This is a genomic window from Bacillus sp. SD075, from assembly GCF_017355165.1.
In the GTDB taxonomy this organism is placed as follows: domain Bacteria; phylum Bacillota; class Bacilli; order Bacillales; family DSM-1321; genus Peribacillus.
On record NZ_JADILK010000001.1, the window covers coordinates 221,261 to 247,285 of the forward strand.

The 26,025-nt window shown below is 43.7% G+C and carries 27 protein-coding genes, 1 pseudogene and 1 other annotated feature; of the genes and pseudogenes, 24 read left to right on the top strand and 4 right to left on the bottom strand.

What is annotated here, in order from left to right; all coding sequences use genetic code 11:
• Nucleotides 1–53 precede the first annotated feature (53 nt).
• The 9 genes from IOC57_RS01035 to minD all read left to right on the top strand — a co-directional run bounded on the left by IOC57_RS01035 (nucleotide 54) and on the right by minD (nucleotide 7,885).
• Nucleotides 54–806 (top strand): prepilin peptidase, encoded by a 753-nt coding sequence (locus IOC57_RS01035; protein ID WP_207436974.1) that lies wholly within the window; start codon nucleotides 54–56, stop codon nucleotides 804–806.
• Between the two features lie 307 nt (nucleotides 807–1,113).
• Nucleotides 1,114–2,082 carry a hypothetical protein gene (locus IOC57_RS01040; protein WP_207436975.1) on the top strand — a complete coding sequence of 323 codons (969 nt, stop codon included), beginning with the start codon at nucleotides 1,114–1,116 and terminating at the stop codon, nucleotides 2,080–2,082.
• Nucleotides 2,083–2,274: 192 nt separating this feature from the next.
• On the top strand, nucleotides 2,275–2,844 hold the full coding sequence (locus IOC57_RS01045; protein WP_207437182.1) for a Maf family protein: 570 nt from the start codon (nucleotides 2,275–2,277) through the stop codon (nucleotides 2,842–2,844).
• A 59-nt stretch (nucleotides 2,845–2,903) separates the two neighbouring features.
• Complete coding sequence (gene radC, locus IOC57_RS01050; protein ID WP_207437183.1) at nucleotides 2,904–3,578, top strand: RadC family protein; 675 nt, start codon at nucleotides 2,904–2,906, stop codon at nucleotides 3,576–3,578.
• A gap of 150 nt (nucleotides 3,579–3,728) precedes the next feature.
• The gene (locus tag IOC57_RS01055) at nucleotides 3,729–4,748 is read left to right on the top strand and encodes a rod shape-determining protein (protein WP_034308871.1); all 1,020 of its coding nucleotides are present in this window, start codon (nucleotides 3,729–3,731) and stop codon (nucleotides 4,746–4,748) included.
• A 143-nt stretch (nucleotides 4,749–4,891) separates the two neighbouring features.
• On the top strand, nucleotides 4,892–5,764 hold the full coding sequence (gene mreC / locus IOC57_RS01060; protein WP_207436976.1) for a rod shape-determining protein MreC: 873 nt from the start codon (nucleotides 4,892–4,894) through the stop codon (nucleotides 5,762–5,764).
• Nucleotides 5,761–6,279 carry a rod shape-determining protein MreD gene (gene mreD / locus IOC57_RS01065; protein ID WP_207436977.1) on the top strand — a complete coding sequence of 173 codons (519 nt, stop codon included), beginning with the start codon at nucleotides 5,761–5,763 and terminating at the stop codon, nucleotides 6,277–6,279. Before mreC ends, mreD begins: the two co-directional genes overlap by 4 nt.
• Before the next feature lie 116 nt (nucleotides 6,280–6,395).
• The gene (minC, locus tag IOC57_RS01070) at nucleotides 6,396–7,079 is read left to right on the top strand and encodes a septum site-determining protein MinC (RefSeq protein WP_207436978.1); all 684 of its coding nucleotides are present in this window, start codon (nucleotides 6,396–6,398) and stop codon (nucleotides 7,077–7,079) included.
• A 2-nt stretch (nucleotides 7,080–7,081) separates the two neighbouring features.
• Entirely contained in the window at nucleotides 7,082–7,885 is an 804-nt protein-coding gene (gene minD / locus IOC57_RS01075; protein WP_207436979.1) for a septum site-determining protein MinD, read from the top strand.
• Between the two features lie 130 nt (nucleotides 7,886–8,015).
• Here the strand turns inward: minD and IOC57_RS01080 are convergent, their stop codons facing one another.
• Nucleotides 8,016–8,459 (bottom strand): S1 domain-containing RNA-binding protein, encoded by a 444-nt coding sequence (locus IOC57_RS01080; RefSeq protein ID WP_053347157.1) that lies wholly within the window; start codon nucleotides 8,457–8,459, stop codon nucleotides 8,016–8,018.
• 258 nt (nucleotides 8,460–8,717) lie between these two features.
• Between IOC57_RS01080 and IOC57_RS01085 the strand changes: the two genes are divergently transcribed.
• The 11 genes from IOC57_RS01085 (at nucleotide 8,718) to IOC57_RS01135 (ending at nucleotide 18,012) form a co-directional block, all read left to right on the top strand.
• The gene (locus IOC57_RS01085) at nucleotides 8,718–9,467 is read left to right on the top strand and encodes a M23 family metallopeptidase (protein WP_207436980.1); all 750 of its coding nucleotides are present in this window, start codon (nucleotides 8,718–8,720) and stop codon (nucleotides 9,465–9,467) included.
• The gene (locus IOC57_RS01090; RefSeq protein WP_207436981.1) at nucleotides 9,460–10,326 is read left to right on the top strand and encodes a M50 family metallopeptidase; all 867 of its coding nucleotides are present in this window, start codon (nucleotides 9,460–9,462) and stop codon (nucleotides 10,324–10,326) included. Before IOC57_RS01085 ends, IOC57_RS01090 begins: the two co-directional genes overlap by 8 nt.
• 42 nt (nucleotides 10,327–10,368) lie before the next feature.
• Nucleotides 10,369–11,841 carry an Rne/Rng family ribonuclease gene (locus IOC57_RS01095; protein ID WP_286184445.1) on the top strand — a complete coding sequence of 491 codons (1,473 nt, stop codon included), beginning with the start codon at nucleotides 10,369–10,371 and terminating at the stop codon, nucleotides 11,839–11,841.
• A gap of 75 nt (nucleotides 11,842–11,916) precedes the next feature.
• Nucleotides 11,917–12,001 (top strand) — a sequence feature (ribosomal protein L21 leader region).
• 13 nt (nucleotides 12,002–12,014) lie between these two features.
• The gene (gene rplU, locus IOC57_RS01100; RefSeq protein ID WP_034308849.1) at nucleotides 12,015–12,323 is read left to right on the top strand and encodes a 50S ribosomal protein L21; all 309 of its coding nucleotides are present in this window, start codon (nucleotides 12,015–12,017) and stop codon (nucleotides 12,321–12,323) included.
• Nucleotides 12,324–12,336: 13 nt separating this feature from the next.
• Nucleotides 12,337–12,669: a ribosomal-processing cysteine protease Prp gene (locus IOC57_RS01105; protein ID WP_207436983.1), complete on the top strand. Its 333-nt coding sequence runs from the start codon at nucleotides 12,337–12,339 to the stop codon at nucleotides 12,667–12,669.
• 12 nt (nucleotides 12,670–12,681) lie between these two features.
• The gene (gene rpmA / locus IOC57_RS01110; RefSeq protein WP_061143474.1) at nucleotides 12,682–12,972 is read left to right on the top strand and encodes a 50S ribosomal protein L27; all 291 of its coding nucleotides are present in this window, start codon (nucleotides 12,682–12,684) and stop codon (nucleotides 12,970–12,972) included.
• A gap of 541 nt (nucleotides 12,973–13,513) precedes the next feature.
• On the top strand, nucleotides 13,514–14,053 hold the full coding sequence (locus tag IOC57_RS01115) for a Spo0B domain-containing protein (RefSeq protein ID WP_207436984.1): 540 nt from the start codon (nucleotides 13,514–13,516) through the stop codon (nucleotides 14,051–14,053).
• Between the two features lie 48 nt (nucleotides 14,054–14,101).
• On the top strand, nucleotides 14,102–15,391 hold the full coding sequence (gene obgE, locus IOC57_RS01120; RefSeq protein ID WP_133349466.1) for a GTPase ObgE: 1,290 nt from the start codon (nucleotides 14,102–14,104) through the stop codon (nucleotides 15,389–15,391).
• Between the two features lie 40 nt (nucleotides 15,392–15,431).
• On the top strand, nucleotides 15,432–15,881 hold the full coding sequence (locus tag IOC57_RS01125; RefSeq protein WP_207436985.1) for an ACT domain-containing protein: 450 nt from the start codon (nucleotides 15,432–15,434) through the stop codon (nucleotides 15,879–15,881).
• A gap of 132 nt (nucleotides 15,882–16,013) precedes the next feature.
• Nucleotides 16,014–16,889, top strand: coding sequence for a prephenate dehydratase (gene pheA / locus IOC57_RS01130; protein WP_207436986.1), 876 nt, complete (start codon nucleotides 16,014–16,016; stop codon nucleotides 16,887–16,889).
• A 430-nt stretch (nucleotides 16,890–17,319) separates the two neighbouring features.
• Complete coding sequence (locus IOC57_RS01135) at nucleotides 17,320–18,012, top strand: DUF6944 family repetitive protein (RefSeq protein ID WP_207436987.1); 693 nt, start codon at nucleotides 17,320–17,322, stop codon at nucleotides 18,010–18,012.
• Between the two features lie 49 nt (nucleotides 18,013–18,061).
• Here the strand turns inward: IOC57_RS01135 and IOC57_RS01140 are convergent, their stop codons facing one another.
• Nucleotides 18,062–18,592 (bottom strand): transcription repressor NadR, encoded by a 531-nt coding sequence (locus IOC57_RS01140; protein ID WP_207436988.1) that lies wholly within the window; start codon nucleotides 18,590–18,592, stop codon nucleotides 18,062–18,064.
• Between the two features lie 49 nt (nucleotides 18,593–18,641).
• Complete coding sequence (locus IOC57_RS01145) at nucleotides 18,642–19,769, bottom strand: IscS subfamily cysteine desulfurase (RefSeq protein WP_207436989.1); 1,128 nt, start codon at nucleotides 19,767–19,769, stop codon at nucleotides 18,642–18,644.
• Nucleotides 19,770–19,872: 103 nt separating this feature from the next.
• Between IOC57_RS01145 and nadB the strand changes: the two genes are divergently transcribed.
• From nadB to nadA, 3 genes are read left to right on the top strand one after another with little or no spacing between them, the layout of a single operon-like run.
• On the top strand, nucleotides 19,873–21,456 hold the full coding sequence (gene nadB, locus IOC57_RS01150) for an L-aspartate oxidase (RefSeq protein WP_207436990.1): 1,584 nt from the start codon (nucleotides 19,873–19,875) through the stop codon (nucleotides 21,454–21,456).
• On the top strand, nucleotides 21,437–22,288 hold the full coding sequence (gene nadC / locus IOC57_RS01155) for a carboxylating nicotinate-nucleotide diphosphorylase (RefSeq protein ID WP_207436991.1): 852 nt from the start codon (nucleotides 21,437–21,439) through the stop codon (nucleotides 22,286–22,288). Before nadB ends, nadC begins: the two co-directional genes overlap by 20 nt.
• Nucleotides 22,285–23,391 carry a quinolinate synthase NadA gene (gene nadA, locus IOC57_RS01160; RefSeq protein WP_207436992.1) on the top strand — a complete coding sequence of 369 codons (1,107 nt, stop codon included), beginning with the start codon at nucleotides 22,285–22,287 and terminating at the stop codon, nucleotides 23,389–23,391. The genes nadC and nadA overlap by 4 nt, the downstream gene beginning before the upstream one ends.
• 312 nt (nucleotides 23,392–23,703) lie before the next feature.
• On the opposite strand, the gene ypfJ is transcribed toward nadA, so the two are convergent.
• Nucleotides 23,704–24,549, bottom strand: coding sequence for a KPN_02809 family neutral zinc metallopeptidase (ypfJ, locus tag IOC57_RS01165; RefSeq protein ID WP_207436993.1), 846 nt, complete (start codon nucleotides 24,547–24,549; stop codon nucleotides 23,704–23,706).
• Nucleotides 24,550–24,936: 387 nt separating this feature from the next.
• Between ypfJ and safA the strand changes: the two are divergent.
• A pseudogene (gene safA / locus IOC57_RS26700) lies at nucleotides 24,937–25,104 on the top strand (SafA/ExsA family spore coat assembly protein); the annotation flags it as partial.
• Between the last annotated feature and the right edge of the window lie 921 nt (nucleotides 25,105–26,025).

The window sequence follows — 26,025 nt, forward strand, 5'->3', positions numbered from 1 at the left end:
TTTAAATTAGGGCTTCAGCGCAAGGCAATCGAATCCTCATGCACTTTGTATAAATGATGGTTATCCATATCTATCTCTTTGTCTTGGGCTTAATTTTAGGCTCATTCTTTAACGTTGTCGGTTTAAGTGTTCCAGCCAGTCATTCATTTGCGAATCGTCGCTCCGCCTGCCCTTCTTGCGGACGTACATTGACTTTCTTCGAGTTGATACCGGTTATTTCTTATATGTTGCAAGACGGAAAATGCCGGGGCTGTAAAACAAGGATTTCCCCCCTTTATCCGGTAGTGGAAATGCTTACCGGTGTTTTGTTTGCCTCTGCTCCCATATTTCTTGGCTGGTCGAACGAACTCTTGATTGGCTGGACATTGATTTCACTATTCATGATTATCTTCGTGACTGATGTCGCCTATATGCTCATACCTGATAAAATCCTGCTTTTCTTTACGGTGATTTTTATCGTTCTAAGAGCCTCATTTCCCCTGTCGCCCTGGTGGGATTCAATTTTCGGGGCAGCGGTAGGCTTTAGCCTGCTGTTATTAATCGCTGTCGTGAGTAAGGGTGGCATGGGTGGCGGTGATATCAAGCTTTTTGCAGTGATTGGCTTTGTACTGGGAATGAAGATGGTGCTGCTGTCGTTACTTTTTGCGTGCCTTTATGGGGCATTCCTTGGCATCATCGGGTTGCTGACCGGAATCCTAAAAAAGAAAACACTTATTCCTTTCGGACCGTATATCGTTTTTGGGACATTGACGGCTTATTTTTGGGGCGATTCCCTTTTACATTGGTATGTAACTTTATTAAGATGAGCTTAAAGGACCATCCTAATCCAAGAGGAATTTGTCACAAATCACCTGAACTACAGCGCAGTAGGGAACGATTCCTTATTGGCCGTAAGTGAAGATGACAGGAAAGAGGAATGCATGCATTTGGTGAGGGGGGATATTGAATCGTTCATGAACCAGAAGTACCAGTACCTGGAATCCCTTTTTGGCAATCCATATATGAATAGAGAAATTTGACGAAACCTATTAATGACAAGACGACAAAAGTCTTGTTATTTTTTTTTACCTCTATGTTAGGATGAAAAAAATGATCTGGAGGGGAGGAAAAAAATTGGGCAAGCCGGAACAAAGCAAGGGTGTAACGATTAAAATAAATGGGGAAGAAAAAGTATTTGCCGATAAAAAGATTGAAAGTCAAGAGGCGGCGAGTAAGGAACAGGAACACACAGATGAGAGTTTCGAATGGATACTCCCCGAGGATTCAAACGAAAACAAAATCGTATTGGTTCCCACGCCGCCTAAGAAGAAAATGCCTAAGCTCATCGGTTTTGGTACCAGTTCGCTGAAAAGTTTGGATAAAAGACCGATCAAGACATTCATGATCGCTGTCATTTGTGCTGTTTTTTTTGGATCGATTCTTGGCTTGATAGCCGTTAAAATGATAACGAAGGAAAAAGCCGAAGTATCTTCGGTCGAGACCTCGATTCCAATGGAAGCCACTGTTGAGGATAAAAAAGCGGCAGTGACTGAACCAGGAAACCGGCTGAAGACATTCCTTGTACAGGGAGGAGTATTCAGCAGCGAGGATGCGGCAAGGCAAATACAAAAGAAAATCATTGAAAAGCAGGTTCCTGCTGAAATTTTCAAAATGGAAGACAGCTATTATCTATTCTTGGGATCGGCGGAGAGTCTAGCTGCAAGTAAGGAACTGGCCTTGTTCTTAAAGTCCTATGATGTGGACGTATATTGGAAGGAAATCAATTTTGAAGCTGCTGGGACAAGCCAAGAAGATGAGAAAATCCTCGAAAAGATGAAGGCAGTATATGCTTCGTTGGCCGAAAAATCCGCAACGAAGCTTCGTGGAAAGGAAGGGACGGTAAGCGAAGAAGCCCTGAAAAAAAACATGGATGAACTGAAGGCGGTGAAATTATCGCCGGAGTTTTCGAATATGAACGATGACCTGACTGCTGCAGCTAAGTCGATTGATGAATATGAGACTTCCAAAAATGAAGAAAAGCTATTCCAGGCTCAAGAAAGTCTTCTTGATTTTTTATTGAATTTCCAAAAAAGATCGAGTTAAGTAGAGAAAAAAAGGGGGGCTGCCTAATGGGGCAAGCTCCCCAATATAAAATCACTTGTGACACCTTTTTTATTTTCCGGGAAATATTTACAGGCATTTGTCGATTCCTAGTAAACAATAATTGTGGATTGCATCATAATTTGATAGGATAGATATGTATCTCCCTATGTAAAGAAAGGTGACTTTTATATGATGCATCCATTGATTTTAGCTTCTTCATCACCACGTCGTAAAGAACTTCTACAAATCCTTCAAATCCCCTTTGAAAGCATGAATTCCAATGTCGATGAAAGTATTGATGAAAACATGTGTCCTGATGCAGCGGTGAAAGAACTGGCCTCCCGTAAAGCGGAAGCCATCGCAGCAAAATTTCAGGATAGCTGGGTAATCGGCTCGGATACCGTTGTTGTCCTTGATGGTGAGATATTGGGTAAGCCGACAAGCCGGGCGGATGGAAAAAGAATGCTGGACATGTTATCAGGACGGACACATGAAGTATATACAGGTGTCGCCATCCTATTCGGCAAGCATCGCAGAGTATTCGCAGAAATAACGGAAGTGACATTTTGGGAGCTGCCAGAAGCTGAAATCGAACGTTATCTGGATAGCGGGGAACCTTTTGACAAAGCCGGCAGCTATGGGATTCAAGGATACGGGTCTCTTCTTGTCGAACAAATCAAAGGGGACTATTTCTCAGTCGTCGGGCTTCCGGTCTCAAGACTGGCCCGGGAACTTAAAGCGATGCAGGAAGAGTTAGGATAATCTGATTTCCTCTGGCATCTTCCCTTTTCTAAGGAAGGGTTGATCTTTTGAGTGAAAAAATGTTAATTCGGGATTACCCGAAAGAAGAGAGGCCGCGCGAAAGGTTTCTGCAGGACGGACCGCAAAGCCTCTCCAATCAGGAATTGATCGCTTTGCTATTGAGGACGGGGTCAAGGGAAGAATCAGTCCTGCAACTATCCGGCAGGCTCATCAATTCCTTCAAGGGCCTGCGCCTGCTAAAAGAAGCCTCAGTGGAAGAACTGACCCTTATTAAAGGCATTGGCGAAGCAAAAGCGATTCAAATCCTAGCCTCTGTCGAACTTGGCAGGAGAATTAACAATTTGAACGATCAAGACCGTTATGTGATTCGATCTCCTGAAGATGGGGCCAATTATTGCATGGAAGAAATGCGGTTTTTATCACAGGAACATTTCGTCTGTCTCTATTTAAATACGAAAAATCAAGTGCTTCAAAAAACTACGGTATTCATCGGGAGCCTCAATGCCTCGATCGTGCATCCGCGCGAAGTCTTTAAAGAGGCTTTCAAAAGGTCCGCTGCCTCTATCATCTGTCTTCATAACCACCCCTCCGGAGACCCCTCTCCCAGCAGAGAAGATATTGAAGTGACGAAAAGGTTAGTCGAATGTGGTAAAATAATCGGGATTGAAGTATTGGATCATATCATCATCGGGGAGCTTAAATATGTTAGCTTGAAGGAAAAAGGTTATTTATGACACTATCAAAATTTTTGACGATACGATATAATATTGTTTATGATTTTTAAAAGAGGAAACTTTTTCAAAACTCTTATTGTCAAAAAACGACAAATTATTATTTGAACTTATAAAAAAAGGCATTTTTGTTTACGAAAGGGAGATACCATAATGTTTGGAATTGGAGCTAGAGATATAGGGATTGATTTGGGAACGGCGAATACGCTTGTTTATGTGAAAGGAAAAGGGATTGCAGTACGTGAACCATCGGTTGTAGCTGTGCAAACAGATACAAAGCAAATCGTTGCAGTCGGAAACGATGCGAAAAACATGATCGGCCGTACACCTGGTAACGTGGTTGCCCTTCGCCCGATGAAGGATGGGGTAATTGCCGATTATGAAACGACGGCTACCATGATGAAATACTATATGAAGGAAGCCCAAAAGAAGGGCGTATTCGGCAACAAGCCATATGTCATGATTTGTGTGCCTTCTGGAATTACGGCAGTTGAGCAGCGTGCAGTCATTGATGCAGCTAGACAAGCTGGAGCCCGTGACGCATATCCTATCGAAGAACCGTTTGCAGCAGCGATCGGTGCGGACCTTCCTGTTTGGGAGCCTACAGGCAGCATGGTCGTTGATATCGGAGGAGGAACGACGGAAGTGGCAATCATTTCCCTTGGCGGCATCGTTACGAGCCAATCGATTCGTATTGCAGGTGACGAAATGGATGATGCCATCATCGTATACATCCGTAAGAACTACAATTTGATGATCGGTGAGCGTACTGCCGAAGCGATCAAAATGGAAATTGGTTCTGCTGGAGATACGGAAGGCGTAGAAAACATGGAAATTCGCGGCCGTGACCTATTGACTGGATTACCGAAAACGATCGAAATTACAGCTGAGGAAATATCCAAAGCATTAAGCGACACAGTTTCTGCCATTGTGGATTCCGTGAAAAACACTTTAGAGAAAACACCGCCTGAATTAGCCGCTGACATCATGGACAGAGGCATTGTACTGACAGGCGGGGGTGCTTTGCTGCGCAATTTGGATAAAGTCATCAGTGAAGAAACGCAAATGCCGGTGATCATCGCTGAAAATCCGCTGGATTGTGTTGCAATCGGAACGGGAAAAGCGCTGGACCACATTCATTTATTCAAGACTAAATCAAGAGATTCGCGATAAGCATTACTTCTCAAATAGGGCCGGCTCAACAAAAGGTGCAATTTTGAGCCGGTTTTTCTTATGTTTTGCTGTTTAATTAAATCCATCGTGTAATTTTAAGACCATAAAGTGAATTTTAGAATTTAGATAGAGGTGTAATCACCATGCCACAGTTTTTTAATAAAAAGCTCCTTCTCTTGCTCGTTAGTATTATCGTTCTCGTGGCATTGATCGGTTTTTCATTAAGGGAGAGAGAAGAGTTGACCTGGCCGGAGCAATTCCTGAAAGATACGACAGGCTGGGTCGGAAATGTGTTTAATAAGCCGGTATCGGGTATAACAGGTTTTGTAGGGGGCTTAAAAGACCTTCAACATACATACGATGAAAACAGAAAATTGAAAGCCCGCTTAGATGAATATGTATTATTGAAAACCCAAGTCCAAGATTTAAAGGAAGAAAACGAAGAACTTCGCGATAACCTCAAAAAAGAAGATGACCTAAGGAAGTATTCGCCCACTCAGGCGACGGTCATTGGACGTAATCCCGACCGCTGGCATGAAATGCTGACGATTAATAAAGGGAAGCGTAATGGGGTAGAAAAAAACATGGCTGTCATCACGTCCAATGGATTAGTCGGTAAGGTGAAATCAGCGACGGATTTCACGGCCTCGGTTCAGCTTTTAAGTTCGATCGATAAAGCCAACCGTGTCTCGGCGATCGTTCAAGGTGATGATAAAGCCTATGGCTTGATTGAAGGATTCGATGATAAGAAGAACCTGTTGCTGATGAAACGGATTCCATATGATAAAAAGATCAAGAAAAATTCATTGGTCATCACATCCGGTTATGGGGGAATCTTTCCGAAGGGTCTGCTGATCGGGAAAGTTGTCGATGTCAAAGTGGATCAATATGGATTGAACCAGACCGCATATATTGAACCTTCGACGGATTTTTATGATATTAATAATGTTATGGTCGTTCAGCGCGAAGTGGACGGTGTACCGAAAGAAAATGAAGGGGAGGATGAAGCTGAGTGAGATATTTCATCCTTTCTTTTATAGCCCTGGTTTTTTTTGTTTTTGAAAGCATCTTCGCCCAGATGTTCGCTGGCGATTCATTCGGGGCCGATAACATCCTCGTGCCCCATTTCATGATGATTTTCGTTTTTTTCCTGACCATGTACGGATCCAGGAAAATGGGTATGCTTTATGGGGCGATTCTTGGGTTGACCTATGATGTTGTATATACGGAAATCCTTGGGATATACATGTTCCTGCTGCCCTTTCTTGCCTATCTGATATCGAAAAGCATGAAAATCCTGCAAAATAATATATTGATTGCCTGCCTTACTGCGCTTTTATTCACGGCAGTTTTAGAGGTTGTCATCTTTCAGATGAATATCATACTATCATTTGCAGATATGGGATTTGGTGAATTTGTGGAACGGAGATTGATTCCGACATTATTATTGAATCTCGCATTCATTATTATCAGCTGCTATCCTTTAAAGAGAATGATCGAAAAGTTTGATTTGCAAGGTGAAACGGAATAACGTTCCTGTGTCTTAAGAAGCAGGTGAGAAATGTATTTTCTCTTTTCCGTGTACGTAGAAAAAGGAAATTTGTTTTCCTATGTCGAATTATATTTCATTGAGGTGAAACAAACGTCATGAATAAAAGAATTCAGCAAAATGTCATGATTAAGGGAACAAAAGACGGGTTTATGCTTCATCTCGATGATTCTTGCTCATTTTCCGAATTATTGAAAGAGTTAGAAGTGAAGCTTTCGGCAAACTATCAGTTTCAAGAAAATGACCCGTCCATTTCCGTAAAAGTACATACAGGGAACCGCTATCTTGATGAACAACAAGAAGAACAGATTAAAGAGGTCATCCATAAGAAGAAGAAGCTTTTCGTAGATGAGATGATTTCGAATGTCCTGACGAAGGAAGAAGCGACACATTGGAAAGATGAGAACCAAGTGACGACCGTGACCAAGGTGATAAGGTCGGGACAGGTGTTTGAAGTTCCCGGAGACTTACTGCTAATTGGGGATGTCAATCCCGACGGAACGGTTCGTGCGGGTGGCAACATATATATCATGGGACAGCTCAAGGGAATAGCCCATGCGGGATATAAAGGGAATAATGAGGCCATTATTGCTGCCTCTGTCATGAAGCCTGCACAGCTGCGCATTGCCGGACAAGTGAATTTATCTCCTGACCAATATACGAAATGGGGACATGACCTGGAATGTGCCTTCATGGATGAAGAAGAAAATATCATAATAGAAAAACTGCAAGTCTTAAAGAAGTATAGACCTAATTTAAATAGATTAGAAGGGGGTCTCTAATCGTGGGAGAGGCAATAGTTATAACATCCGGTAAGGGTGGTGTCGGGAAAACGACCACCTCCGCCAATTTAGGAACATCTTTAGCTCTTCTAGGCAAAAAGGTTTGCTTGATTGATACGGATATTGGTCTTCGGAATTTGGATGTGATCATGGGATTGGAGAATCGCATCATCTATGATTTGGTCGATGTGGTCGAAGGGCGCTGTAAGATACACCAGGCGCTTATAAAAGATAAACATTTCGAGGATTTGCTATATCTGCTTCCAGCTCCACAAAACAGTGATAAATCAGTGGTGAATGAAGAGCAGATGAGGAAACTCATAAGCGATATGAAGCCTGACTATGATTATATCCTCATTGATTGCCCTGCAGGCATTGAACAGGGCTTCAGGAATGCCATAGCTGGGGCAGACAAGGCGATCATCGTTACGACTGCAGAGAGACCGGCTGTCAGGGATGCTGACCGTATTATTGGCCTGCTTGAAAAAGAAGAGCATATTGAACCGCCTCAATTGATCATTAACCGGATACGAGGCCATTTGCTTCATGAGGATGAAGAAATGGATATCGATGGAGTTGCCGATTTTCTTAAGATCGATTTGATCGGCGTCATTCCTGATGATGACCAAGTCATAGTGGCAGCGAATAAAAAGGAACCCATTGCCTATAATCCGGACAATAGAGTTTCGATTGCCTATCGGAACATTGCCAGAAGGATCCTTGGTGAATCTGTTCCCTTGACTCCAATTGGCAGCGAACCAAAGGGCTTCATATCCAAGTTGAAAAAATTCTTTAGCGTGCGGTAAATCCATATTCCATATCAAGAAGCGGGGAGCATTTGATGCCCCCGCTTTTTTTTGCGCGCGGAACTCCATGTAAATAAAATAGGCAAGCCATATATTGGCTTGCCTGTTCAATATGCTAAAATCCAGCGGGTTATCCGCGTCTTCCGCCTCTGCCGCCGCGTTTTGATTCGGTGCTGCGTTTAAGAGTCGATAAATTTTCTTCACTAGTCTTTAAAAAGCGAACCATTTTATCTTCGAAATTTTCCTTTGGTTGGAAATTACCTTTTGAACGAAAATCTTTAGAACGGCTATCCCCTTGGCGTGGTGGGCGTTTGGTATAAGAAGAGGTTTGCCCTTCGGGTTTATCTATAGCCTTTTTGATGGACAAGGCAGTTTTTCCGTCTTTCTCACTAATCACTTTTACTTCAATTTGGTCGCCTACTTTAAGATGGTCATTTACGTCTTTTACATAGCTATCTGCTACCTCACTGATATGCACAAGACCTGTTGAGCCTCCTGGTAATTCTACGAATGCTCCAAAATTAGTGATACCTGTTACTTTACCTTGTACTTTGCTGCCTATTTCGATTGACATAAAAAAATGTTCCCCCTCAATAATGTTAAAACCACTTTATTATAACAAATTTAGGGGAACAATATCAATCTCAATTATTCGATTTTCTGAATCGATGCCCGAATCTCCTTGGAAATTCATAAGTTTCCGGTGGATTTTTCATTGGAAAAATTTTTTTCAGGGGTGTGCAGAAAGAAATTATTTTCTCCGTCATAGTCTGGACAAGTCGCTCATACGTTGTATTATAGCGCTTTGACATGAGCAGGGGGGAAATCTGGAATGGATGATCGCAGGAAAGATATCCGCAATCGTATCGCCAAGAGACGTAAGTTTAATGATAAACCGGCAGGAAGCAGTAGTTGGACGGAGATCAACAATGAGGAACCATATGGGATTGATTCATATAACGGGTACTCCGAGAAAGATCATCCGCTCTTCAAGAAAGAATATTTTTTCTTTAAAATCCTTGCCAGTGTATGCCTGTTCCTGATTATCGCGGTGATGTTCAAGCACCCTTCTGTGCGGCTGGACCCCGCCAGAAGTTTTGTCACGGAGAACATGAGCAAGGAATTTCAGTTCGCTTCAATCTCCAATTGGTACGAAAGTGCGTTTGGTAAACCGATCGCTTTTTTACCGAATGAAGCCGATAAGGAAAAGGTTGATTCGAATGAAGAATATGCAATGCCTGCTTCTGCGAAGATTACCCAAACCTTCGAGACGAACGGTGAGGGAATCATATTGGAAACGAGCAAAGGCTCAAAGGTCGAGGCCGTCAATGAAGGGGTCGTCATTTTTGCCGGTGAAAAGGAGGGGATTGGAAAGACTGTCGTCATTCAGCATGCCAATAATAGTGAATCTTGGTATGGGCAGCTGGAAGGAATTGATGTGAAGTTGTATGAGTTCGTTAAAAAGGGCAATGAAGTCGGACAGGTTACACTAAGTGAAGATGGATCCAAGGGCAGGTTTTATTTAGCGATAAAAGAAAATGATGCTTTCGTCGATCCTAAAAAGGTGATTTCCTTTGAGTGAATATGTGAAATTACTGTTTAAGATCAGGGTGCACCCGACATTGTGGTTTGTAATTGGCATCGCCATCCTCACTGCCCATTTCGTTGAAGTGATGATGCTGTTGCTCATCGTCTTCATTCATGAGATGGGGCATGCTGTCTGTGCCCAGCACTTCAAATGGCGGATAAAGTCAATCCAGCTGCTTCCTTTTGGTGGGGCTGTCGAGACTGAGGAGTACGGAAATAAAAGTTTGAAGGAGGATTTGGCGGTGGTGCTGGCCGGTCCGCTTCAACATGTTTGGCTCATTGGTACAGCTTTTTTGCTCTATTTCTTTACTATTATCCCATATGAGCTGTATCAGCCCTTTTTGTATATGAATCTTATGCTGCTGATTTTTAACCTGCTGCCAATTTGGCCCTTGGACGGGGGACGGCTGCTATTCATCGGTGTATCCCTTTACTGCACCTTTCTGGAAGCGCAGAAACATACCCTGCACTTTTCTGCAGTATTCGCTGTCCTGGCCTTTTTGACCTGGATCATTCTGGATCCGCTCAATTTGAACATCTGGATCATCATCTTTTTCATAAGTCTCTCACTCGTCATGGAATGGCGGCAGAGGTATTATGCGTTCATCCGCTTTCTTTTGCAGCGCCATTACGGGCATACGAACGATTTGGCGAAACTGAAGCCGATTTCGGTGGATTCACAAGAACCGATTTATAAAGTGCTGGAACTGTTTCAACGCGGTTGTAAACACCCCATCATCATCATGAAAAACGGGAAAGAGAGCGGCTCGTTGGATGAAACGGAAATCCTTCATGCTTATTTTTCAGAGAAAATGACAAACGGTAAAATCGGCGACCTATTATATTCTTATTAAATATGTTATCCTTTCTTCAAATTGAGGAGAGGATTTTTTTTGATGAAGAAAATGATCGCGAACCTAGCTTCACGCGAAAAAAGAGTGGCCGTACTTGAGAATGGTGTTTTGCGTAAACTTGAAATCATGCCGCCTCAAAAGCGCAGTGCGGTCGGTAATATTTATCTTGGGAAGGTGACGAAGGTGTTACCAGGAATGGATGCCGTCTTCATTGATTATGGTGCAGAGAAGAATGGTTTTTTACACCGTGACGAGATTCCCTCTTTCCAGCTGACAAAAAAAAGTGACGGGAAGGCATCCATCGGTCAATTTGTCCGTCAAGGGGAAAAGCTGCTAGTTCAGGTGACTCGGGATGAAACGGGCACTAAAGGAGCTAAATTGACTGGGTTGATCGAGTTTTCAACAGATTCCCTCGTATACATACATGGAATAGATTATGTTGGTGTTTCAAAGAAATTCAAAAACGATGATCTTCATAAACAGTGGCGGGAAAGGGCCTTGCAGTATAAAAATCCTGATGAGGGATTGATTGTCCGCACCTCGATGGAGAACGAAAGTGAATCGGTCTTCCTTGACAGGTTAACGGGGTTGCGGGAGCTCTATAAAGGGTTTGAAGGCAAGGCTGCTTCCCTCAAGGCCCCGTCCCTTCTCTATGAAAGGGACACATACCTTGACATGATCATTTCTGAAATGTCGGGAACAGCGACCGGGGAACTTGCCATCGATGATTTCGAGGCTTATCGGGAGTTGAAGAAGTGGATACAGGAAAACCGCAAGGAGTGGGTGATATCCCATGTAACTGGTCCGAAGAATGTTTTTTCCGAATGGAATGTGGAAGCGCAAGTTGAGAAAATGGCGAAGAAAATCGTTTGGCTTGAGAATGGCGGATATTTAATTTTTGAAGAAACGGAAGCTTTCACCGTAATCGATGTCAATTCAGGTAAGTTCACCGGCAAGGTGGCGAAGGAAGCAACATTGTTTGCGGTTAATCAGGCTGCGGCGAAAGAGGTCGCCCGTCAACTGAGATTGAGGAATATCAGCGGAATCATCTTGATAGATTTCATCAATATGGCCAATTCACGGCATGAGCAGGAAATCATCGAAATCGTCAAAAAGGAAGCGGTGAGGGATGAGAAGCGTATCCAGGTCATCGGCTTTACGGAATTGGGCATTTTACAAATGACGAGAAAACGAACCTCCCCGTCTTTAAGTGAAATGATGTCGGTGCCTTGCCCCGTGTGCAGTGGAAGCGGTAAAATCGAGAGCCCGGAAACGGTGGCCTTCCAGTTGGAACGGGAACTGCTGGAACACAGGAAGACGGATGAAGAAGCGGTCTGGGTGGAGGCCAGTAAAGCGGTGGCGGATGTGCTGCTGGGTGAAAAGGAATCCTACCGGCCGACACTGGAGGAATTGATCGCTAAAAAGATATTCTTATCTTTTATCCCAGGTTCGAGGAATGCCTATTCCATCAAGCGCTTCGGGAGCATTCAGGAAATCGGGCGGGCTTTCGGGTGAAGAGCGGGAATTCTTATAAAAATATTGACAGCCTTTCCTGTTTCATGTTAGGATTTTAATGTTATGTTTGTAGCACCCGTGCTACAACCGCTCAACAACAGGTTATTAAGCTTTTGCCTTTCTGGTAAAACGCCTGTGATTGGCGAGTCTGAGACATTTAAGGAGGTGCAAGTATGTACGCAATTATCGAAACTGGCGGTAAACAAATTAAAGTAGCAGCTGGCGAAGCGGTTTACATTGAAAAATTAAACGCAGAAGCAGGCGAAACTGTTACATTTGACAAAGTTTTATTCGTAGGTGGCGAAGACGTGAAAGTCGGTGCTCCACTAGTTGAAGGCGCTACTGTAACAGGTACTGTCGAAAAACAAGGGAAGCAAAAGAAAATCACTGTTTTCAAATACAAAGCGAAAAAGAACAATCGTAAAAAACAAGGTCATCGTCAACCATACACAAAAGTTGTTATCGAAGCAATCAACGCGTAAGGGCTGATTCTAGATGATTAAAGTTGTATTTGATGTTCCGCAGGAACGGATTGCTTCGTTCACCTTAAGCGGACATGCTAATTTTGCTAAAAAAGGTTCTGATATCGTTTGTGCAGGTGTATCGGCTGTTTCCTTCGGGGCAGTCAATGCGATTATGTCCTTAACGGATGTAGAGCCTGAGATTGAGCAAGGGAGAGAAGGCGGCTACCTTCGCTGCGTCATTCCAGGGAATCTTTCGCCGGAATCGGAAGAAAAGGTCCAGCTGCTTTTGAACGGCATGCTCATATCGCTGCAAACCATCGAACGTGATTATGGTAAATACATGAAAATTATCCTCAACCAATAGGAGGTGGAACAAATGTTAAGATTAAATCTTCAGTTCTTCGCTTCGAAAAAAGGAGTAGGTTCTACAAAGAACGGACGTGACTCAATCTCCAAGCGTCTTGGCGCTAAACGTGCAGATGGTCAATTCGTATCTGGTGGTTCTATCCTTTACCGTCAACGCGGAACAAAAATCTATCCTGGTGAGAACGTAGGCCGTGGTGGAGACGATACTCTATACGCTAAAGTAGACGGTGTTGTTAAATTCGAACGTTTCGGACGTGACCGTAAAAAAGTAAGCGTATATCCAGTTGCACAAGAAGCATAATTGGCATCTTTGAACAGAGGCTGACTCAAAAGGGTCTGATTCCTTCTACAAGACACTATATACCGCGTCATTTTTAATAATGGTATGCTATATAGTGATGAAGGGGTCCGGCCCTTTATTTATACTATAGGAACGAACCAGCAGTTTGCAGGAGACTTTAGTCATTAGTATAAGGAAAACAACCTCTGACTTACAAAAGGCTCGCCAATCGGCGGGCTTTCTTAAACTTTCAGGGGGAAATCCAAGATTACTCATCCGATTTGGTTAAACCAAATAGACACTCCAATTCAACTATAATATCTCCAATTGGTGCATAAATAAGGCCCATTCTCTTTTTTAGTTCAAATGTCAAATGGCTCTACCATCGTCCAAAGAACTCAGGGTGTGCGGCTGTATTTTTTGGACGGGGGCTTTCATGTGAAGGCATGTGAATCGAGCTTCATTTCCTGTTTGTTGTTTTTTTGATATACTGTACAAATGGAAGTATTCAACATGATAGAGCTGAAAAAAAGTTTCTTTATCATAATTGAAGGTGTTAATAATGGATAAAAATTGGACGACTATTGAAACTCTGCGTCAAACCAGGCATGACTGGCTGAATAAAATTCAAATCATCAAAGGGAATCTGGAATTGAACAGGATCGATCGTGTCAAGGGCATCATTGATGAAATCATTGTTGAAACCCAGAACGAAGCACGCCTCTCCAGTTTGAATTTACCTAAGTTCACCGAGATGTTGTTGACGTCGAATTGGACTAATGGATCATTTTATTGCGAATATGAAATCATTGATGTTTTTGAAGGCTCAACTGAGATGGACGGGCTGATGTATCGCTGGACAAATGATTTATTTGAAATTCTGGATAAGAATCTGGACCCCTTTTTTGAAAATATACTGGCAGTTTCCATGTGTAAAAAAGAAGTGAGCGATATGCGCTGTTCATTTCATATGCAAGGCAGGTTCATTGATCAATCCTCAGTGATGGAGTTTTTGGAAAGTTCATTAACGGCCGAGCAATCCATTGAAATTCTTGAATGTAATGAGGATGAAATATTTTTTAAGATGGATATTAACTTTTAGAGAAGTATACAGCAAGAAATGACTTGCAGAAAACAAGGAAGTGATAGCATGTTTGTCGATCAAACGAAAGTCTATGTAAAAGGCGGAGACGGTGGTAACGGGATAGTTGCTTATCGTCGTGAGAAATTCATACCTAAAGGCGGACCTGCCGGCGGAGATGGCGGTAATGGGGCCAATGTCGTTTTTGAAGTGGAAGAGGGCTTGCGTACATTAATGGATTTCCGTTATCAACGTCACTTTAAAGCACCTCGCGGAGAACATGGCATGTCCAAAAACATGCATGGTGCGGCCGCAAAGGATATGGTCATCAAGGTTCCGCCGGGCACGGTTGTCATTGATGATAAAACGAAAGAAGTCATTGCTGATCTAGTTGAGCACGGGCAACGCGCCGTTATCGCCAAAGGTGGCCGCGGAGGCCGGGGGAATTCCCGTTTTGCAACACCTGCCAATCCTGCACCTGAAATTGCGGAGAACGGCGAACCGGGCCAGGAACGCGATATAGTCATGGAATTGAAACTATTGGCTGATGTCGGTTTGGTTGGTTTCCCAAGCGTAGGGAAATCCACGTTGCTTTCTGTCGTATCCGCAGCAAGGCCAAAAATTGCCGAATACCATTTTACGACGATCGTACCGAACCTGGGAATGGTGGAAACGGAAGATCACCGCAGCTTCGTCATGGCCGATTTACCTGGTCTGATCGAAGGTGCTTCAGAAGGTGTGGGCCTTGGACATCAATTCCTGCGCCATATTGAAAGAACGAGGGTAATCGTTCATGTAATCGATATGTCGGGTCTTGAAGGCCGGGATCCATATGAAGACTATCAAACAATCAATAAAGAGCTGGAAGAGTATAACCTGCGCTTGACTGAACGTCCGCAAATCATTGTAGCAAGTAAAATGGATATGCCGGACTCAGAAGATAACTTAGCGGCATTTAAAGAAAAGCTGGAAGAAGACTATCCTGTCTTCCCTATTTCTGCCGTGACGCGTGAAGGGATCCGTGAGCTTCTTTATGCAATTGCCGATAAAATCGAAGAGACGCCTGAGTTCCCACTTGAACATGAAGAAGAGAATACTGGAATCCACCGGGTTCTATATAAACATACATCACAGTCTGATGAATTTAACATTGAACGCGAGTCTGATGGCAGCTTTGCCGTATCAGGATTCAAGATCGAGCGTCTATTCAAAATGACTGACTTCACCCGTGAAGAGTCGATACGTCGTTTCGCCAGACAGCTTCGTTCATTCGGAGTCGACGAAGGCCTTCGCCAAAAAGGTGCGACAAATGGCGATATCGTCCGTATCCTTGAATATGAATTTGAATTTGTTGATTGATTGTAAACCATGATGGCAGGCAAAAGGAGGCGTGCGGAGTTTGAATAAGGCCGATCAGAAGTTTTTCCTCGTTCGTGAGGATGTCCTTCCCGAAGCGATGAAAAAAACGCTGGATGCAAAAGAAATGATTGAACGGAAAAAAGCAGAATCAGTTTGGGAAGCGGTACAGCGAGTGGACCTAAGCAGGAGTGCTTTTTACAAATACCGTGACACGGTTTTTCCGTTTCATACAGTTGTTAAGGAAAAGCTGATTACACTGTTCTTCTATCTCGAAGATCGTTCTGGTACTCTATCGGAGCTTTTACGGCTCGTCGCCTCATCCGGATGCAACATCATGACCATCCACCAAACGATTCCTTTGCAGGGACGTGCAAATGTCACCCTATCACTGAATACGGGTGGGATGACGATGGATATTGATGATCTGCTTACTAAACTGCGTAAAATGGAGTTCGTCGAAAAGGTCGAAATCATTGGTAATGGCGCATGAAAACAGCCTGTACATTTCACATGTACAGGCTGTTTTCATTTGTAAGAGAGGAAATTAACGATTAACTATTGTAAAAAATCAGAAAATGGCATAACATAAACAATAGATTTTCCGTGAAAAGGAGTTTATAATATGACATCAAAAATTGCATTTCTTGGACCAAAAGCAACGTTCACGGATTTAGCTGTATCGCGACTATTTCCTAATGATATAAAAATACCGATGAACACGATTCCGGACTGCCTTGATGCTGTTCGGGACGGGGAAGTGAACCACGCGCTCGTGCCGATCGAGAATGCCTTGGAGGGTTCGGTAAATATAACGATGGATTACTTAGTTCATGAAGTCACATTACCGATGAAAGGCGAAGTGACGATTCCAATCCAACAACATTATATGGTGCATCCGGATCATGCATATCCTGGTTTCAAACCTGACATGGTTTATTCACATTCCCATGCCATCGCTCAATGCCGCAAATTTCTACATAATGAGCTAAGGGGCATTCCATATGAGTATGTCACATCCACTGCAGCCGCTGCGAAGATGGTGATGGAGAATCCCGATATCAATATTGCGGCGATTGCAAATGATATGGCTGCGGAGGAGTACGGGTTGACGATTGCAAAACAAAATATTCACGATTACGAACATAATCACACCAAGTTTATCGTCGTATCCAACAGTGAAGTCGACTATGAAGGGCATTTGACCGTTGAAGGGGACAAGAAAACGACCTTGATGATTCAGCTGCCTGCCGACCACTCAGGGCAGCTGCACCAAGTCCTTTCCGCGTTTTCCTGGAGGAAACTTAATCTTTCCAAGATTGAATCAAGACCCATGAAAACAGGATTAGGCAATTACTTTTTCATCATCGACATTGAAATGTCCCTTGACGATGTTCTCATCCCAGGAGCGATCTCTGAGCTTGAGGCCTTAGGCTGTACGGTTTCGATCATGGGAAGTTATTCATGCTTTAAAGTCCAAACTGGAGTGCCGCAACGATGATTCCCCTTTTGGGAACTTTTTCGAAAATGAATGGTACAACTTCACATGAGTATTATAAATGAATAAGAAGGGTGCCCCGGGAGTTTTCCGGGGCATTTTTTTGTGAAAGTTTTGGTTACGGTCTGTATATTATTTCACTTGTGTACAGGTTCCTAAAATGGTTGGCTGACATTTTATGAAATATATATATAGCAAGGAGGAATGCATTCATTTTTTGACTTTGAGGATGAAAGGCGAACGTTTTTCATGATAAGGGGCATATGATCATGGATGAAAAAAATAAACACCGTTTGTGATGAACGCGTATACAATAAGTAAATCCCTGTAGGCCACTTGTAGATAAAGGAACAGGAATACATACGTTGATGACTGATTCAGTGGATGCACCTTTTTTATCAAAAAATGCAGAGAGAGGTGGTGATCAGCAGAGATGGATAGTCAATTCAAAGAAACTTTCGGTTCCTGGACTCAAGCGATAGGAACCGTCATGTCTGCTGTTGGGGGTACACCATCCAATGTCTTGGACGAAGAATTTCGTGAAAACTTGGATTTGATTGGAAATGTACTTCAAGGAACTGGGAATGCCATATTGGCGGACGCAGAAGAAACATGGTCTCTGGACAAATTCGGCAATCAGATACAGGCGATCGGGAATTCGACGGTTATCTTAGGATTAGTCATTGATTTCGATGAAGTAACGAAACAGGAATTGATCATCAAAGGCAATCTGATTCAGGCGCTGGGCGGAGGTACCGCTTTAGCGGGGGCGTACGAAAATCCGGATGAACCGGAGCAGGCCTTCAATGCTACGGGAAATCTGTTGCAGGCGATTGGGAATTCGATGCAAGCGATAGGTGGAATTGCCGAACTTAAAAATAGTGTTCAAGATAAAGACCAAGAAAAGGATCAAGAGCAAGAAGAACAAGTTAAGGAGGAGCAGGGACTACAAACATATCAATATCCTTATTTGGAAGAGAAGCCATCTGATGCTGAATTGATTCAAGTGATGGGAGGCTGGATTCAGGCGGTCGGCTCCGTCATCAGCCTTATAGGGCAGTTGAGAAGTAACGAAGAAAACTCCGGGGATGACAGCTCAAATGAAAGCAATGCCAACGAGGAGTGAGCAATAAAAAAATCCTCAAAATTTAGGCTTTTGAGGATTTTTCGTTCATTCAATCGACTAAAATGCCGGCATCCCTCAAAGCACACTCCGCTTCGTCGAGCAGTTCTTCAGATGATGCGCTCAGTGTATGGAGATGGATGCCGCTCGTTAGCTCCGATAAAAAAGATGCGTTCGTTGCCGTCACCCTCGAAAGGAATTGCTGGACTTCTTTACGGCTGCTGACCATGATGGAAGCGGTTAGGTCGCCGTATACGGGGTGTTCGATTTTGACATCCTTCACCGTGATGCCGATATCCACGAGTAAATATAGTTCCTCTTGGGTCCGGGAAGGATCGTGTTGGCAAGCAATGACCCTTTCCGGCTTTTGAGTGCTCCCCGTTTGTAAGTACAGATAGCCTTGGCTCGTGGCAATGATAGGTTCATTCCGCGCTTTCAGGAGCGTTATGTCACCAACGATAACCTGCCGGCTTACATTCGTTATCTGCGAAAGCTCGCTGCCTGTTACTGGCTCCGCGCTTGTCTGCAATAAATGTAAGAGTTTCGTCCGTCTTTCTTCCCCGAGTAATTTCTTTCTTTCCATAAACATTCACCTCTTTAATTACAATCATTCTAACACAGAATGAAGGGTTTTATCGAATGGCAGCTATTTCTTCGATGCAGTCGGCCAACTTGTGAATGTCGTTGGCCGTCGTGTTTTTGCCAAAGGAAAAACGGACGAATTGATGGGCTTCCTCTTCGCTTTTCCCAATGGCCATCATCGTTTTTGAAGGATCCTGTTTGCCGATCTGACAGGCGCTTCCCGTCGAAACGGCGAATCCTTTCTGGTTTAATTCCAGCATGATGTACTGTCCTTGCAATCCAGCGAAGGTCAGCGCCAGAATGTGAGGCAATTGCTCTTTTTTCGCTTCGATGATTTGAAAATCGATTTTCCTTTCCGTTAACAATTGAATCAATTGCAGCCTAAGTGTGGAAATCCGTTTTCGTTCATCTTCCATGATATCCCCCAACTTCTTAGCAGCGGTTATGAAGGAAGCTATTCCGGGGACATCCACCGTTCCTGGGCGAAAACCATATTCATGAGTGATATTCGGTACCGAAGGCTTCAACTGATGGATGGCCGGGAAAATGACGGCCCCAGTCCCTTTTGGACCATAAACTTTATGACTGGAAATGGATAGTCCATCACATGATGCAGCTATCTTCCCAAGCGGTAATTTAGCAAAGGATTGGACACAATCGACATGAAAAAAAGCCTGGTGTTTACGAACGATTTCACTTATTCGCTCGATGGGTTGAATGACCCCGATTTCCGAATTCACATGCTGGACAATGACCAAGCATGTTTTCTCCGACATACATTCCTGCAGATGTTCAAGATCAACACGGCCATCTTTCAAATGCCGTAAATAAGTAACCTCAAAGCCTTGCTGTTCAAGCTTTGCGACGAAATTGCCAAGAGATGCATGTTCAGTCCGGCTTACAATCAAGTGGTTCTGCCAGGATGGTTTCGAAGCGATGAATGTATCTATGGCAAGCATGTTGCTTTCTGATCCGCCGCCCGTAAAGATGATGCCTTCTTTTTTTATGTTCAGCATTTCTGCTAGTTGCTGGCGTGACATATCCAATAAACGTGCCGCTTCAGAGCCAATATCGTGTAAACTGCTCGCATTCCCGAAAAACTTCCGGGATGCTTGGCTGAATACATCGAGAGCCTCCTCATCAATCGGAGTTGTAGCGGCGTAATCCAAATAAATCAAGAAATCACTTCCATCCTTTAAACTTAAAAAACTCTTGATAATAGTTTAATAATATGTAAATATAGTTGTCAAGACACCTGTCATAAACAGGAGGAATGAAATAATGGTAAAAGCGGAAATCATCGTGATAGGCAGCGGGATCGCTGCCTTGAAAACGGCATTGGAAGCAAGTGAACATAAGCATGTGATACTCATCACAAAATCAAATATCCGTCATAGTAATTCTTATTTAGCCCAGGGCGGGATTGCTGCTGCAATATCTGATCGTGACAGAGTATCTTTACATAAAAAAGATACGCTGGCGGCTGGTCAGCGATATAACAAGGTGAAGGCTGTTGAAAAACTCGTCGAAGGGGGACCTTTGGCTATAGCTGAACTTATTGAATCGGGCATGCAATTTGACCATGATCTTGACGGTACTCTCATGCTTGGCATGGAAGGTGCCCACAGTGAACGAAGAATTCTCCATAGTCACGGGGATGCTACAGGAAAGTACATCATGGAACATCTTATAGAGCGTTTGAAAAAATCATCGATCACTGTGATGGAGAATGTTGCTGCAGTGGAGTTGATCATCGGGAAAGATGATTCCTGCATAGGCGTCCACACACTAGGTAAGGAAGGGGAACTTATTACCTATCATGCTGAACAGACGGTCCTGGCAACAGGTGGCTGTGGCTCCCTATACCATTTCACTTCAAATTCACAAACGGTTTCGGGTGATGGAATCGCACTTGCATTCAAGGCCGGTGCAAAAGTCCGTGACATGGAATTCATACAGTTCCATCCGACCCTGCTTTTTGTAAATGGCCAAGCGAAAGGGCTGGTCTCAGAAGCGGTTCGCGGGGATGGTGCGAGATTAGTGACGGAAATGGGAAGGCCGATCATGGAGGGCGTTCATAGCCTGAAAGATCTAGCACCAAGGCATATTGTTGCACAGACGATTTTTTCTTATTTGCAGCGCGGTGAAAAGGTATTTTTGGATATTTCGATGATTAAGGATTTTAAAAATCGTTTTCCGACAGTGAGTTCATTATGTGAAAAAAACGGGCTGGATCTTCAATTGGGGAAAATTCCCGTTGCACCTGGAAACCATTTTCTAATGGGAGGGATTGAAGTGGATGAATTGGGGCAAACCTCGGTCCCTTCTTTGTATGCAGTTGGTGAAGTGGCATGCACGGGAGTACATGGTGCGAACAGATTGGCAAGCAACTCCCTTCTCGAAGGTCTGGTTTTTGGAAATACGCTTGGCCGTGCCCTTGCTAAAGTGCCGGCAAGGTCGATACCGGAAGAAAAAGAGCAGTCCAAGAGTTCCAGTCCATTTCCCTTTTTACCGGATCTCACGGCAATACAGGAAAAATTAATGAATGAAGCGGGAATCGTTCGAAATGAAGCAGGTTTAACTCGACTGAAGAATTATCTTGAGACCTTTAATATCGAAAAATTGCTGCATTTGGAAGTCACGGCATTACCGATACAAGAAATAACGAAAATCAATGCGATAATCGTGGCGTGGCTGATTGCCGAATCCGCATTGACCAGAACGGAAAGCAGGGGCGGTCATTTCCGCAGTGACCACCCAAGCGAAGATGACGCACAATGGCTTGGAAATTCGGTTATCCTTGCTTGCACGGATGTGAAAAACCGAGTGAAAGGGAGACGACTATATGAATATATTGAAGCTTAAGCAGATGCTGCAACAATTTTTAATGGAAGATATAGGGGAATGCGATGTAACGAGCGATACGATTTTTGAAAAAGGGGAACAAGGAACTTTGATATTCATTGCAAAAGAAGGCGGGGTCTTTAGTGGAGGGGACATCATCAAGACGGGTTTTGCATTGTTGGATGAGCAAATCGAGGTATCCCTTTTTGTTCAAGACGGCGAAGTTTTTGCAGAAGGACAGAAGCTTGCAAAAATGTCCGGCGATATGGCCTCCCTTTTAAAAGGGGAGCGGGTCGTTTTGAATTTAGTGCAGCGTATGTCCGGCATTGCGACACAGGCTCATAAAGCTGCCATGATTTTAGCAGGGACGAAGACGAGAGCTTGTGATACGAGGAAAACTACGCCAGGCCTGCGGATGCTTGAAAAATATGCGGTCCGTTCCGGCGGGGCATTCAATCACCGATATGGTCTGTATGATGCAGTCATGATAAAGGACAACCATATTTCTTTCGCCGGATCCATAACGAAAGCGGTTCAAACGGTAAAATCCAAACTGGGACATACAACTAAAGTGGAAGTGGAAACGGAATCAATGCAACAGGTGCTTGAAGCAGTGGAAGCCGGTGCAGATATCATCATGTTCGATAACCGGAGCCCCGAAGAAATCAAGCAACTGATTAAACTGGTTCCCGCCCACATCATAACTGAAGCTTCTGGAGGGATCCATTTAGGAAATCTAGCCTCATACCGGGAAACAGGGGTAGATTACATTTCGTTGGGCAGCTTGACGCACAGTGTCAGGGCACTTGATATTAGCGCAAAGGTCAAAGAACGTGAGGAGATAATGAAATGAATATATTGGAGATGGCTAGTACAGCAGGGAATGCCTTGCCTGAAAAGTATAAAACGATGACAAAGGAAGATATGGAGAATCGGGTCCATTACATTAAGGAACGACTGGGGAACCGGCTTTATATCCCAGGTCATCATTATCAACGGGAGGAAGTCATTCAATTTTCGGATTCAACGGGAGATTCACTTCAATTGGCTCAGCTTTCCGCGCAAAATCGCGAAGCGGATTATATCGTGTTTTGTGGGGTGCATTTCATGGCTGAAACAGCCGATATTCTGACGGAAGAAGGGCAGACGGTTATCCTTCCTGACATGCGTGCTGGCTGTTCGATGGCAGATATGGCGGATATTGAACAAACGGAACGGGCGTGGACAAAGCTTCAGGATTTATTTGGCGATACGATCCTTCCGCTTACTTATGTAAATTCGACCGCGGCCATCAAAGCTTTTGTAGGGAAAAATGGCGGGGCCACGGTGACGTCTTCCAATGCACAAGGGATGGTCTCGTGGGCACTCTCGCAAAAAGAAAGGATCCTTTTTCTTCCCGATCAGCATCTTGGGAGGAATACAGCCTTTGACCTTGGGATCCCATTGAATGAAATGGCTGTCTGGGATCCGCACGAGGATGAATTGATCTATGAAGGGGAACTCGAAAATGTGAAGGTACTACTTTGGAAAGGACATTGTTCAGTCCATGAAAATTTCACTACGGCGAATATTGAAACGCTTAGAGCGGAGCAGCCTGAAATGAATATCATCGTTCATCCCGAATGTCGCCGTGAGGTAGTCGCCCTGTCAGATTATGCGGGTTCGACATCGTACATCATAAATATGATCGAAAGAGCCGAACCGGGTAGTTCTTGGGCAATCGGTACGGAAATGAACCTTGTCAAGCGACTTATCGCCAATAATCCTGACAAGAACATCATCTCGTTAAATCCGAATATGTGTCCATGTCTTACAATGAACCGGATTGATCTGCCTCACCTGCTGTGGGCGCTTGATTCCATTGAAGAAGGTATAACCATCAATCCGATAAAAGTGGAAAAGAGCATTGCGGATAATGCCATCCTAGCTTTAAACAGAATGCTGGAACGCGTTTGAGTTAGTGCCCTCCACCTTAAAGACTTGGGTATCATAAGAATAAGGGGGCAAGATGTCCTTTGAGTTGTCGACCTAATGGGTATGGAAGGTCTCATCCTGAATCCCTTTCATGATTTCATTAAGGGAAGCATCTCCATTATTTCAAAAGTACTGGTTATCATCATGTATTTTCACTGTTTTATATAGCTGAAATTAACGGCAATTTTTAAAATGAAAAACTGCATCCAAACTTGCTTTTCTTCGAACTTATCTACAATCTGAAAGGGGGGATAAAACCCCCTTTTTCTATGTAATCGAAACAAGTAAGCACTTCTAAAGGTCTTTCGCTTCAAAAGTATTGCCTTCATTCATATCACCGGATTTAAACCCTTTATTGAACCACCTTTTCCTCTGTTCGGATGTACCGTGCGTGAAGCTGTCTGGCACCACGTATCCCTGTGCCTTTTCTTGGATACGGTCATCCCCCACAGCGCTTGCTGCATTCATGGCCTCCTCAAGATCGCCTTCTTCAAGCAAATTCTCTCCTTGGGCATGATGGGCCCAAACTCCTGCCAAATAATCGGCTTGTAATTCAAGACGGACAGAGTACCTATTATATTCGGTCTCGCTGACCTTTGAACGATCGGGCATTTCCTTTTCCGTTGTCCCTAAAAGTGTCTGAACGTGATGTCCGACTTCGTGGGCAATGACATAAGCCATGGCGAAATCCCCGGGTGCCTGGAATTCTTGCTTCAACTCTTGATAAAAGCTGAGATCAATATATAGTTTCATGTCACCCGGACAATAAAATGGCCCTACTGAAGAAGCTGCCATCCCGCAAGCCGATTCGACACTGCCTGAGTACAGGACAAGGGTAGGTTCCTTATATTCCAGGCCATTTTTACGGAATTCCTCTGTCCAGACCTGCTCCGTTTCTGCAAGGACGACAGATACGAACTGCGCAAGTTCCTTCTCTTCATCAGTTTCGACATAAGTGTTGCCATTGTTAGATTCTGTTGAATTCAAGCTACCTAGCCATTCGCTTGGATTACCGCCAAGGAGCGTCACGATCAATACGATTATCAATCCGACTCCTCCGCCGATTCCGGCCATGCCTTTTCCGCTCATGCCTCTTTTGTCCTCGACGTTCGAGCTGCCCTGTCTACCTTTCCATTTCATTATTATTCCTCCCAGGATATAAGGTAAGTACCTGAAGACAAAGCCTTAGGTCATTTACTTTCTTATACCCGGATTTCCCTTGATTTAGACAAGGGCATGAAAGAAGCGCCATACATGATGGCTTCCTAACCTAAAAACCATTGCTTCTTTTTTTAGATGAATGCAATGGTTTTTTTAGTTATATGGATGAAATCCAAAGTGGTGGATTTCCTTAGAAAGATGTCAAATCATTTATTTCCTCTCTAAAAAAGTACGTCCCATTTCCCTAAATCATTGATCCAATCATAAAAGTCATTTTTCACGCATAAGTTTTCATGATAAAAATAATAGCAATTCACCCACTGCTTCATAGAATATATGGACATATGCACAGGAGGGGTTAACAGCGTGAAAATTCATATAGTCCAAAAAGGCGATACACTTTGGAAACTCGCCAAAAAATACGGCGTCAGTTTTGAAGAACTTAAAAAAGTTAACGCACAATTAAGCAATCCGGACATGATGATGCCAGGAATGAAAATAAAAATACCAGGGACATCCGGAGCTGTAATAAAAGAAACGGGTAAACCAAACGTGAATATCCAGCAGGGAATGAAAGAATCCCAAATTCTACCGTATCAGGTTCAGCCTGCACCTATGAAAGAGCAGCAAGTTATGCAAAAACCGGCTGTTAAGGAACAGCCGAAATTTCAACAACCGGTAAAAGAACAACCCATGGTTCAGAAACCAGTTAAAGAGCAGCAGATCGTTCAGCCAAAGCCAATCATTAAAGAAAAGCAAATCGTTCCAAAAGAAGTGCCGGTGCCCATGCCAGTGATACCGGAAATCGATATCAATAATTATTATATGGTCAACATGACCAATATGAGCGTGCAAAAGCCTCCTGCACCACCACCTTTACCAAAGAAAAAGGAAGAGGCTGTAGCACCTTTACCAAAGAAAAAAGAAGTGGCTGCAGCACCACCTTTACCAAAGAAAAAGGAAGAGGCTGTAGCACCTTTACCAAAGAAAAAAGAAGAGCCTGCAGTCACTAAAAAGAAGAAGAAAAAGCCAGCTGTACAGCCAGCTCAGGAAAATTTTGAGCCGGTGGATGATTGTATCCCGGTAACGCCCATTTTGCCAGGCAGCGGTTATTGTATTCAGCCGCCACCGTGGGCGCATATGCACATGCAAGCCCCAAATCAAGGCGCTCAAGGGTATCAGGCGGCTCCGGAAACAAATGGTCATCAAATGATGGAAGAGAGCCCCGATGTTTGGGGAGAATCTCCTGACATGCAAATGATGGATCAAGGATTCGTCCAAGGGGCGAGCATGAATACGCCAAGCCAGCAACAATATCCATATCAAGCCTCCGCACCGGTTCCGCACCATTATTATGGAGGGATGAATCAACAAGCCCAAGTGGCAGGTTCATATATGCCACAAGACTATAAGTCACCAGAAGAATTTCCATCTTCATACAATAACAATAACTTC